The sequence below is a fragment of the Flavobacterium phycosphaerae genome (assembly GCF_010119235.1).
In the GTDB taxonomy this organism is placed as follows: domain Bacteria; phylum Bacteroidota; class Bacteroidia; order Flavobacteriales; family Flavobacteriaceae; genus Flavobacterium; species Flavobacterium phycosphaerae.
Window position 1 is genome coordinate 275196 of sequence record NZ_JAAATZ010000001.1, and the last position, 13467, is coordinate 288662.

The following is a 13467-nucleotide window of genomic DNA, read 5'->3' on the forward strand; positions in this document are numbered from 1 at the left end:
AATTAATTCGGACCTTTTAGTAAACTATTTTAATTATAAAAAAAACCTTTCTGTTTCCGGAAAGGTTTTTTATTGATTATCAAATCTTATTGAATTGTATTGTCTTTTCTTATGGACGCAATAGTTCGATTCCTGCATCAGAATTGTTATTCATGAGAGAGAAGTCCTGAATTTCCACAAATCCGTCACCATTCAAATCGGTTACGTTATAACCTTCTGCCCCAAATCACTATCATTGTTTAATGGTGTAAAATCCTGAATTTCGATAAAACCGTCTTGGTTCATATCACCTGAATAGAATCCGTAAACTCCCGATTCTAAAATTTTCATGTTGTTACCATAAGCTTTAGAAGCTGCGTCAGTGAAATTGTATGTAGCCGGTGTAGCACCAACAGTTACAGGGTTTGCACTCCATGTTTCCATGGCATTTCTATGTTTAACCACCACGTAGAATGAACCACTTGGTGACGAGCTGTAAGTAGCTACTGCCGTACCGTTAGTTTGTAGCATAGCCGTGGTTGTGGCTACTAAAGCATAAGTACCGGCATCATGCAACTCTACTGTAATCTCATCTACATTAGTTGAACTGGAACCAACACCTTGGTTAGCTAATACCGGACGCATAGCATGAGTTGAAGCATCATAGTAACCTTCAATGTTAGCCGTAACAGTAACTACTGATTCGCATGAAATAGTTAAGTTCAATATTTCTGTATGACATCCTGTTACAAAGGTATAAACACCTGATACATTATAATCCGTATCATTGACTGCCCAATGGTAAGTTCCGCAAGTGGTAACATTAGTCGAATTAGTAGTGCTGGATGTAATGGTCAAATTTAGATTTTCGGTATGACAACCACTTACTACTGAATAGTTTCCTGATGTTGTATACTCCTGATTGTTTACTGACCAAGTATAGCTATCACAAGCTGCTGCGGTAGTAGTGTTAGTCGTAGTTGGTGTTATTGTCAATGTCAACGTTTCGGTATGACAACCTGATACAGAAGTATAAGTACCGCTTTCAGTATATTCCTGGTTGTTTACTGACCAAGTATAACTATCGCAAGCTGATGCTGTAGTAGCATTTGAAGTGCTAGGTGTTATCGTTACTACTAAAGTTTTAGTATCAGTACAACCTGCTGCAGTAGTTCCTATAGCGGTATAAGTTCCTGATTCAGTATATGTTTCATTGTTTACAGCCCAAGTATAGCTATCACAAGTCGAAACCGTTTGAGTTGATGAAGTACTGTTATTGATAGTTAAATGTAAGGTTGCTGTATTTACGCATCCGGCTTCATTGGTAGTTACATAAGTATAATCACCTGTTGTAGTATAAGTTTGTCCGTTCAAAGCCCATGTATAAGTATCACAAGCTGTTGCTGATTCACTAGAGGTTGTTGTCTTGTTTTCAGTAACGATAACACTAGCCGTCGCTGTACATCCAAATGCGTTCGTAGCGGTAACCGAATAAGTTCCTGCGGTAGTAATTTCTAAATCGGCAGAAGTTCCCACTATACTGGTTCCGTTCGACCAGGAATAGCTGTCTCCTCCTGTGGCAGTAACATTTATGCTTTCTATTGAACATGTAATCACTGAAGACCCTGTAGTGTTAGTGATACCCACTGTTGGTAATGGATTAACTGTAACTGTTCTTGTAGCAGTTGCATTGGCACAACCTCCTGTTCCGTTGAGAGTATAAGTTATAGTTGCAGCACCAGCGCTTACCCCTGAAACCACTCCGGAAGTACTTACTGATGCAATACCAGAAGCCGAAGAAGACCAGGAACCACCGGTAGTTCCGTTAGTTGAGAAAGTGGTTACCCCGTTCACACAAATTTCCTGAATACCGCTCAATGTTCCTGCATTTGGTTGCGATGTTACCACAACTGCTGCGGAAACATTGGAATACGTTGAGCCACATGGGTCAGCTACCACACAGTAGTAATATGTGGTTCCTGCTGTTGTATTTTGAGGAGTCAATGTAGCTGTAGTAGCTCCATTGTCAGTTCCTAAACTAGTACCTCCTGTATAACTATTTACTGAATTACTGTACCATTGGTAGGTTTGTCCTGAACCACTTGCTAATACAGTAAGATTTGTTGGTGTAGCACCGGCACAAATATTTTGTTGGATAGCTGATGGCTGAGTAGTTATAACCGGATTATTGAGAGTTAAACTATTGAAGAATAGATCATAGCCCCCACCGGTACCTGCTCCAGCATTGAAGAAACGAATCTGAGTTGGCTTTTGTCCTCCTGCCTGTGTAGTAAATGTTCTTCCTGTATAAGTTGCTGACGAACCTCCTCTGGCTGATACCGTGATTGAGTAAGTATTAGTTCCTGTATAAGTTAAAGAGATATCTAACCCGGCTCCCGTATACCCTATGGAGGTATTTGCCGAGTTGGCATCAATCATTCGGTAAGTCGATTGTCCTCCGATAAAGACCAGTTCCGCTAAATTTTCTCCGGCACTGTTTTGAAGTCCAAAACCAATTGTCTTGCCTGTATCGATAAAACCATTATCCATTGAGAAAGAAATGGTATTGCCTACTCCCATAGCGACAGGTCTTACAGCACTGGCCACATTATTACCTCCGCTGGCATACATTCCCCATGAAGTTGACCCTCCATTGTTTATATCCGAACTTCCGGCAAAGAATCCGGTTGTAGTTCCAAACGTTGATAAACTCCATGCGCCAAAACCGGTAGTGTTGTCATTTTGTCCATTGGTCCAAGAAGCCCCTGCGCTACTTTTGTTTAACCCTGAAATAGTTAAATTTAATGTTTTAGTATCTGAACAACCGGCAGCATTAGTCCCTACAAAAGTATAAGTTCCGCTTGAGGTATAGGTTATTCCGTTTACTGACCAAGTATAGCTACCACAAGCTGAAACGGTTTGGCTTGATGAAGTACTGTTATTAATGGTTAAGTTTAATGTTTTAGTATCGGTACAACCGGCAGCATTAGTCCCAACAAAAGTATAAGTACCGGAAGATGTATACGTTTGACCATTTACTGACCATGTATAAGTATTACAGGCCGCAACGGTTTGGCTGGAAGCTGTACTTTGATTTACAGTCAACTCCAAAGTTTCGGTATGGCACCCTGTTACCGAAGTATAAGTTCCGCTTGCGGTGTAGGTTTGCCCGTTTACCGACCATAAATAACTGTCACAAGTAGAAGTTGTTGTGGTATTACCGGTATTGGGAGTGATAGTCAAAACTAATGTTTCAGTATGACAACCCGTTACAGCCGTATAGGTTCCGGAGGTGGCATAGGTTTGTCCGTTGACTGACCAAGTATAGCCTCCGCAAGCAGTTGCTGTGGTGGTTGTATTAGTACTTGGCGTGATGGTTAAATGCAGTGTTTTAGTATCGGTACAACCGTCTGAATTGGTTCCAACAACTATGTAAGTTCCGCTTTCAGTATACGTTTGATCGTTTACCGACCACGTATAGCTATCGCAAGCAGTGACTGTTTGACTTGATGAAGTACTGTTATAAATGGTTAAATGTAATGTTTTAGTATCAGGACAACCGGCAGCATTAGTACTCACAGCAGTATAAGTTCCGGATGTAGTATATGTGTTTCCATTCACTGACCATAAATAACTATTACAAGCAGTAATGGTTTGACTGGATGATGTGCTGTTAGTAATAGTTAAATACAGCGTTTGATTTTGTGAACAACCCGCCGCATTCGTTCCTTCGAAAACATAGGTACCTGATGTAGTGTATGTATTGCCGTCAACATCCCAAGTATAACTGTCACAAGCTGTAATGGTTTGACTGGATGGTGTACTTAAATAAATGGTTAATACTAAAGTTTTAGTATCGGTACAACCGGCAGCATTAGTACCAACAAAAGTATAAGTACCACTGGACGTATAGGTTTGCCCATTCACTGACCAAGTATAGGTGTCACAAGCCGAAACGGTTTGGCTTGATGCAGTACTATGGTTAATGGTTAATATTAAATTTTTAGTATCCGGACAACCGGCGGCATTTGTACCAACGGAAGTATAAGTCCCACTGGATGTGTAAGTTTGCCCATTTACCGACCAAGTGAAAGTATCACAAGCCGTTGCTGATTCGCTTGAAGTGGTACTACTGTTAATAGTTAAATTAAGTGTTTTAGTATCCGGACAACCGGCAGCATTAGTACCAACAAAAGTATAAGTTCCCGATGTAGTATAAGTACTTCCATTCACTGACCAAGTATAAGTATCACAAGCCGTAACGGTCTGACTTGATGAAGTCGCCGCCGTATCTTGTGTGATTACAATACTTGCTGTTTCTGAACAGCCACTGGCATTGGTAACGGTTACCGTATAAGTTCCTGCTGTTGTAATACTCAAATTGGCTGTAGTACTAACCACAGAAGTTCCATCGGACCAAGAATACAAAGTACCTCCTGTTGCAGTAACACTAATTGATGATACGGAACAAGTAAGCTGAGTAACTCCTGTAGTATTGGTTATGCCGGCTGTTGGCAAAGCTGCAATAGTAACAGCTATAGTGTAATTAGAGCTCACACCTCCAGTGGTGGCATTTTTAACCGATAAAGTAGCATTGTAAGTGCCTGCAGCTGCTGTAGCCGGAACCGTAATAGGAATGGGTGATGAAGGTAAAGCAACATTACTAACACTAGTAAAACCCTGACCCAAAGCAGTACTATCAAAGGTAATACTATATTGATTCGGACTATTAGTAGTAGCGCTATATGATAAATTTGCCGAAGTAATTCCTCTACAAACTGTTGGATTTGCTCCTAATGCAATTGTTGGTACCGGCGGTGTTTGAACGGTATAAGTGTAATTTGATCCTCCAACATTTTGCCCTGAAGCATTGTAAAGATTCAAAGTAAAAAAGTCAGCTTGAGCTGCGTTAGTGTAATTGGCCTGATTTGAGGTAAAAATATAATAAGCAACATTAGCCCCTAATGTATTCACGCTACTAGGTATGGTGGCCGTTCCGGTATTACCTGACATAGAAAATGCCACTAGGGTTGAAGTTGCAAAATTATCTTTAGTATAACGCAAATAAGCATACTCACCAGTATTAAGAGCCGCTGCAGCATTCAGTGTCACAATAACATTTTGTCCTGTATAAACAGTTGAAGCTATCGGACTCTGACTTGCACTTGAAATAGCCGTTGGATTATAAGATGTCTCTAAAACCGACATAAAATTGTTTCCACCTCCATTAGTTCCGACATTGAAAGTATAATATGAACCCGAAGTTACTGCCGGTAATAAACCACTTTGACCTCCAAAGCCTGTATTATATCTTGCGGAAGCTTCTGCCGTACTCGGATCTATATAGGTATTATATCCTGATAAAGTTTTACCCGAAGCATAGGGTCTCCAGTTGGTTGAATAATTTGTTGAAGCAGCATTACCTGTTGCAAACTCCCAATTTCGTGTTCCGGAAGCTGCCCCTGAAGTTGCTTGAAGTCTAACATAGCTAGCCCCTCCTCTCAGCGTTAAATTATTTGTTGAATAACCTCCATTTACCAATTGTGTTCCCAAAACTGTTGGCTGTGCAAAAGCTTTTTGAGTAAATCCAAAAATCAAAAACAATGGTACTAAATAGACAAACTTCTCTCGTAAAAATCTTTTCATAATTTTAAATGACTAAGAATTAATATTAATGTAAGCTGAAGATTTAACATTTGTCATAACACATCTTTTTAACTTATTTTTTCTATTTATCACAAAAAAACAACTCAAAAAAACAGTATTGACAAAAAAACAAACCGTTAAAGAGACAGGGGGATTGTAAAATTAACAAATAATTAACTTGCTACAAATAATTGTAACGAAACGCTCAACGCAAACGTTTTCGTGTTGATAAATTATTGATTTATAACCTACATAAGAGATTTTATAGAATAATTCCTAATTGATTTGTGAAGTTGAGAAACCATCTATTCTCTGCCCTTTAGATTAAAAGTATTCCGGCTAACTGATAAGGACTCACCAAAATCTAAATTTATTAAACAAAAAAAGCCTCTCTGTTTCCAGAGAGGCTTTCTATTTTTAGAATCTAATGTAATTATCTTTTAACTACACGAAGTGTTTTCACTTCACTTCCTTGTGTTACCACAACGTTGTAAACTCCTGACGCGAAACGGTCACCGATAGATAATTCTGAAGCTTCTGTAGCTCCAACTTCTCTCTTATCAAGTAATTTTCCTGTCATGTCATAGATAGATACTCCTACTCTTTCTTCACTTGAAGTAGTCAAGTTTAAGTGGAAATTATCACTGTATGGGTTTGGATAAGCTACTACTGCAAATGGTACTGCAGTTGAAACTTTAGCCGGAGTACAATCTTTGTAGTATACCGCAACGGCAACACCGTTAACAGTAGTTCCACAGCTGTTAGTGAATGTAGCTCTGAAGTAGTTTACGCCTACTACAGGGTCAGTAACAGTATAACTTACTTGGTTAGCACCAGCGATATCAGAGAATCCTGTTGTAGCTGACTCAGTTGAAGTCTGCCATTGGATAGCTCCATTATAACCGGCACCAATAGTTAATACTTTAATATCACTATCAACACAGATAGCAGTTAAAGCAGTTTTTCCTGTTGGAGATGTAGTATTTGCCACCACTGTTTTAGCTAATGGTTTAGCCACTACAAGTACGTAAGCTAAATCACTGTATACTGTAGAACAGCTACCAATAGTTACTTTAACTCTGTAAGCCGTAGAAAGTGTTAAGTTACCAGTTGGGTAAACTAAGCTATGGTTCGTAGTTGCTGTCCAAGTTGGAGTTGCAGTAGCATAGTTAGTTGATTTTTCCCAAGTGATAGTACCTGTTGCATTTGACAATGTTAAAGTTGTCCCTGTTGTAGGACAAACAGTTGTTCCTCCTGCAATAGTTCCAACAATAGCTTCAGTTCCGATTATGTATTGAACCGGTGTAGTATAAGCTGAAGAACAAGCTCCGCTAGTTACTTTGGCTCTGAAATATAAATCAACTGTCATATTAGTTGGTACATAGCTAGTAGCTGTACTACTTGTAGAAGTAGTGCTGAAAGGTAATCCTACCGGAATAGCTGAAGCTTTTGGTGCAGCAAAATAGTTCACACCGTCTTCTGAATACTCCCATTGGATTTTTCCAACATAACCAGCAATTTTTAAACTTCCTGAACCACCTTCACAGATTGTTCCACCACCAACTGTAATAGTACCTGCTACTGATAGAGGATTTACAGTGATTGTTTTGGTTGCTGTCGTAGCTGTAGTATTGTTACAAGAATTAACCACAACCACTCGGTATGATCTGTCAGCATTTAACTGAGCATTAGTAAGTGTATAACTTGTTCCTGTAGCTCCGTCAATATCAGTAAACACACCTGGTGCTGTACCTGTAGAGATTGGAGAAGACTGCCATTGGAATGACGTAGCTGCATAACCTGTTAAAGTCATAGTTAAATCGCTTCCTAAACATACGTTAGTAGAGGCAACTGAAATAGCACCCGCTTTAACAGTAGTTAAGATGTTAATACCGGCAGTATTTGATGTTAACTCTGGAGCATCTCCATTAACTAACACTTGATACACTGTTCCTTTAGCTGGTAATGTAGAGGTTTTAGTTACGGTTAAAGTAGCTGTATCGAAGTTTGAATACACTGCGGCATTAGCACTGGTAATAGTAATCCAAGCCGGGTTTGGATTGGTAGCTGTCGGTACTCTGTACTGCCATGTGTAAGTAGCATTTGGCATAGTCGATGCCACGCTGAATGTAGCTGTAGCTCCTACAGTTCCACAAATATTAGTAGTAGCCGGTTGAGTAGTAATTTCAGCTTGACTGTTTATGGTTAAGTTTAAGTATTCTGTATGACAGCTATTTGGTGCTGTATAAGAATAATTTCCTGTAGCAGTATAAGTTATGTTATTAACAGACCAAGTATAACTTCCTGTTGCTGTAATCGTTGTTGTATTACTAGTTGATGGATTAACCAAAACTGTAAACGATACAGCATTACCAATACAACCATTTGCTTTTGGAGTTACCGTTATAGTAGCTGTTCCAACAATTGCAGTGAAGGTAGGTATACCTGTACCACCAATAACATCATTCAATCCAATAGCTGAACCTCCTGTGATATCAAAAGTAACATCAGGAGTTGTTAGCGCTGTTAAATCAAGAGGCGGAACAGCACTTCCTCCACAGAATGTATAACTTGAATTAAATCCACCAGGAACCGTTGGAGTAGTATTAATAGTCAAGTTTAATATTTCGGTATGACAATCACGAACTACAGAATAAGTACCTGAAGTTGTATAAACTTCTTCATTGGCAGCCCAAGTATAACTGTCACAAGCCGTAGCGGTAGTTGTATTACTGGTTACCGGTGTAATGGTTAACTCTAAAACTTCTTCATTACATCCTGTAATTACAGTATATTTTCCTGATTCAGTATAAGTTAAACCATTAACAGACCAAACGTAGCTTCCGCAAGCAGCTGCTGTAGTTGTGTGACTTGTACCAGGGTTGATGGTTAAATTCAAGTATTCTGTATGACATCCGTTAACTACAGAGTAATTTCCTGACACAGTATACTCTACATTATTAACTGACCAAGTATAAGTATCACAAGCTGATGCTGTAGTCGTATTAGTAGTGCTTGGCGTAATAGTCAAGGCTAAAGTCTCAGTATGGCATCCGTTTACATAAACGTATGAACCACTTTCTGTATAAGTGTTTCCGTTTCCGGCTGTCCAAGTATAAGAATCACAAGCTGATTCAGTTGTAGTATGAGTAGAACTTGGCGTAATAGTCAAGGCTAAAGTCTCAGTATGACATCCGTTTACATAAGTATAATTACCACTTTCTGTATAGGTACTACCGTTACCGGCTGTCCAAGTAAAACTATCACAAGCTGATTCTGTAGTAGTATGACTTGTACTTGGTGTAATAGTCAAGTCTAACGTTTCAGTATGACATCCGTTCACATAAACGTATATACCACTTTCTGTATAGGTATTTCCATTTCCGGCTGTCCAAGTAAAGCTATCACAAGCTGATTGAGTAGTAGTATGAGTAGTAGTTGGTGTAATAGTCAAGACTAAAATCTCAGTATGACATCCTGAAACTACAGTATAAGTACCTGACTCAGTATATAACTCGTCATTTACTGACCAAGTATAGCTGTCACAAACTGATTCAGTAGTTGTGTTGCTAGTGCTTGGTGTTATAGTTAAATGCAATGTTGTTGTTACACAGTTAATGGTATTAGTGTAATCTCCACTGGCAGTATAGGTTTGTCCGTTGAAAGACCAAACATAAGAATCACAAGCAGAAGCAGTAACATCCGGAGCTGTAGAGCTTGGTGTAATTGTCAAGGCTAACGTTTCAGTATGACATTCGTTAACGTAAGTATATGAACCACTCTCAGTATAAGTGTTTCCGTTACCTGCTGTCCAAGTATAAGAATCACAAGCTGAAATTGTAGTAGTATGAGTAGTATTAGGAGTAACCGTTACAGTTGTAGCCGATGAAGTAGCTGAACAACCATTAGCAGCTGTTACAGTTACTGTATAGTTTCCTGAAGTTGTAGCTGTAATACTTTGAGATGTTCCGTTGGTTGACCATAAATAGCTGGCACCTTCGTTAGCAGTTAAAGTCACACTTCCTCCGTCACAGAATGAAGTAGCCCCTTCAGCAGTGATAGTAGCTGTAGCCGCAGTTTTATATTCAACTGTTACATCAGCAGAGAATGATGTAGCACAACCATTAGTAATAGACCAACGGTATACATAAGTACCAATAACTGAAGCAGTAGCTGTAGAAGAACCACTATTTACTGCACTAAATGATGATGTACCAGGTCCTGAAACTTGAGACCAAGTTCCTGTTCCAACGTTTGGTGTATTACCTCCTAAAGCGGCACTAGTTAATCCACAAACGGTTTGATTAGCTCCAACTGTTGCAGTTGAAGGTGTATTTGAAGTTGATAAACTTAACGCTAAATCATCAATTCTCCAGTTAACTGTTCCTGAAGAAGCTGTACTTGTACCTCCTGAACCGTAAATACGGAAAGTAACAGGATTGGCATTTCCATTTCCTGTAACTGATACAGTATTTGTTTTCAAGGCATAAGCAGAATTATTAGCCAAAGTACCTGTAGCAATATCAGTAGCATAATTATCTAAACTACTTCTTAATGCATAAGCTTGTGGCCCTGAAGTAGTACTTCTTGAACCAAAACTAATGCCGTTTAAAGTAAAGTTATATCCTGCTGCAGGGGTTACCGTAAAGGCAAAGTAAGCAGAAGTTGAAGTTGAGAACGCTCCGTTAACAGCAGCGATTCCGGCATTACCTGCACCTGATGCCCCTGTATATCCTGAAGATCCTGAAGTAGAAGATAATAAGGTTGATGCTCCAAAACTATTTCCTTGTGTAACAGCACTGGTTGTAACATTGGATTGGGTAGCAGTTGGAGAAGCTGTAAACGGAGTTACGGCTCCAAAATTATATGACGTAGTTCCTGAAACAGAAGCACAAGCCGGTTGAGTAACCGTTAAGGTTTGTGTAGCTTCCGGAGCTGCATTGTAATTATCGTTACCTGCCTGATTAGCTGTGATAGTAGCTGTACCAGCACCTACAATAGTTACAGTATTACCACTGATAGTGATTACTGAAGAATCAGGAGAGGTATAAGTAATAGGTAAACCTGAGCTGGCATTTAAAGCCAATGTATAGGTCGTAGTAGCTGTAGTTTTGGTATCTGTTGATGCCAAAGTAATCGTTTGATCAGCTTTAGTAATATCAAAAGTAAAATCAGCTGAAGTAGCTGCTTCATAATTAGTATCGGCTGCAACTGTAGCTACAACTTTATAACTACCCACATTGGTTGGTCTTGTAGCACTTGGCCCGTAAGACAATGAAACGCCATTATAGCTGTAAGTGATAGCTCCTGCAGAACCGGTAACACTTGAAGTGTTTGGTCCTTGTGCGGTTCCGTTATAAGTAAATGTGAAAGCACCGGTAACCGAAATAGTAGAAGTTGCTTTGCTAATAGTAGCACTCAATTCTGTTGGTTGAGCTACGGTATAATTTCCGGCAGCAGTTCCATTTAAGGTGAATCCTAAAGCAGTAATAGCTTTAGAAGCTCCGGCAGTTGCTGTTGCAAAATTATAAGTAACCGCTGTACTGTTTAAAGTAACATCATCACTACCAACCACACCATTTAAAGTAGCTGTACCACTTACGGTAGCAGTAGTAGTTCCGTCATAGGTTTTATCATTACCGGTAAGACCTGAAATAGTCAATCCTTTAGGAGCTACTGTACTACTGGCTGTAGCAATGGTAACTTCTGTTGCCCCTGTACTATTTAATGTAATATCACCTGAATAAGTACCGGCAACTGTTGTAGCTGCTAAACGCACATAAATCGGGGTACTTGAAAGACTTCCTGCACCACCAACTAAGATTGACGAAGCATAGCCACTCGCACTTGATAAAGATACTTCAAACCCTGATGGAGCCGCTACAGTAATAGCGTCTGTCAAAGATTGAGCACTTACGTTAAAAGAACTTGGTGTAGCACTGGCTGAACCATAAGTTGCATTGACTGCTGCTAAAGTTCCACTAACAAAAATTGTAGGGTCATTAGCGATGATGTCAGCAAATAAAGTAGGTTGTGTAAGTGTATAATTACCGGCAGTTGTACCGTTCAAGCTATACCCTGTTACATCTACTTGTTTACCCGTTCCAACTGTAGCTGTGAGGAATGAAGCCACAGGAGTACCTACTAAAGTTACATCATCAGTACCAACTACTCCTACTAGAGAACCTGTTCCGCTTAAAGTAGCATCCGTGTTTCCGTCAAAGTTTTTGTTGTTAGCTGTTATTCCTGTAACTGTTAAGTTTTTGGCCGTTACGGTTAAAGTTTGGTTAACTGAAGTTGCCGCATTATAATTACCGTCACCCGCTTGAGAGGCAGTAATTGTTGTTGTACCAACACCTACAATAGTAATGGTACTTCCAGAAATAGTAGCAACATTTGTATCAGAACTGCTATATGATACTGTCAAACCAGAAGAGGCTATACCATTCAACGAATAGGCAGCTGTACCATAAGGTTTTGAATCGGTAGATGCAAAAGTTATTGTTTGACTTGCAGGTGAAACGGTTAAATCACCGCTAACATAAGTAACCGCAGCATAATTTGCCGGATTATAAGTAGCTCCTGAACCAAGAATTAAATTAGAAGGAGTAATATCGCCGGGATAAAATGCAACAGGAGCAAAAGCAGCTCCACCTGATCCATAAGAATAGGAAAGTGTAGCACCTGTACCTAAATTATCAGTATATAATAATCCACTAACATTTGATAAAGAAACTGAAGCAGTACCATTAGACAGTGCAAGACCGTAAACTTTAGAAATATTAGTAGCTGTTATAGTTAAACCCGTTGTAGCAGGATTCACCGTTAATGTAGCAGAGGCAGTATCAGCAGTATAACCGGTTGATGCGGCTTGACTTACCAAGATTGAAGCAGTACCTGCACCTTTTATTACCACAGCACCTGTAGTACTATTAATAGTGGCTACACTCGGATTGTTACTACTATAAGTTATAGCACCTACTGAATTGTCAGAAGTGGCAGTCATAGTAAAACCGGAATCTCCGTAAGTTTTAGTTTGACCCGCTAAAGCTAAGTTTGGATCAACAGCTGTTACTGACGTAGCAGTAAGACTAACGTTATCAATACCTAATCCTTGAGCATTAGTTGCTGTTGAACCAGTAGTAACTGAATAATCCCAACGCAAATAAAAAGTAGCACTACTAGCTATCGATAATCCCGTAATGGAGAATGATTTAGAAGTACTACCAGCTGGTGATACCGCATTATTATTAGCATCTGCTGCAAAAGACTGATTTCCTGAAGTAACCGCTGTCCATGAAGTTCCGTTGGTTGAGTAGTAGAATAAAATACTAAAACCTGAGGCATTGGTACCATTTCTATATTTTTCTACATTAAAAGTACCATCTAATTGTGTAATCGTTGAACCCGTTGAATTGACATACTGAGCAAACAAGTGCATAGGAGCAGCTGCAGTTGCCGTAAATGGAGATGATCCACTCGATAAAAACCCTACGCAACGATCAGTAGCACTAGCTGCTGTACCATCACCATAGTTGTATATACCTCCCGAAGATACAGCTGCTGCTGTTCCTCCAAGTTGAGTGGTTGCCGTTCTATTGGCACCGGCCCAAGTTAACGGACTGGCAGTATCACCAGCACGCCATTGATTTGTAGTAAGTGCAGCAGTAGCTGAAGTTCCTAGCATAGAATCAAAATTTTGAGTCACTGCTACTCCAGATGTTGTTACACTAATTTGCCCATAGCCCTTCCCAGAGATAAGCAAAAACAACAAAGCGAAACTCCATAACGCAAGAGATCCCGCCTTTTTAGATAGTAAAAAGTTTTTCATAAATAAATATT

At 39.5% G+C, this 13467-nt stretch carries 2 protein-coding genes; both read right to left on the minus strand.

Annotation, left to right across the window (positions count from 1 at the left end):
• Positions 1-201 precede the first annotated feature (201 nt).
• Positions 202-5625 (minus strand): beta strand repeat-containing protein, encoded by a 5424-nt coding sequence (locus GUU89_RS01280; protein ID WP_162126239.1) that lies wholly within the window; start codon positions 5623-5625, stop codon positions 202-204.
• A 433-nt stretch (positions 5626-6058) separates the two neighbouring features.
• Complete coding sequence (locus tag GUU89_RS01285) at positions 6059-13456, minus strand: YDG domain-containing protein (protein ID WP_162126240.1); 7398 nt, start codon at positions 13454-13456, stop codon at positions 6059-6061.
• Between the last annotated feature and the right edge of the window lie 11 nt (positions 13457-13467).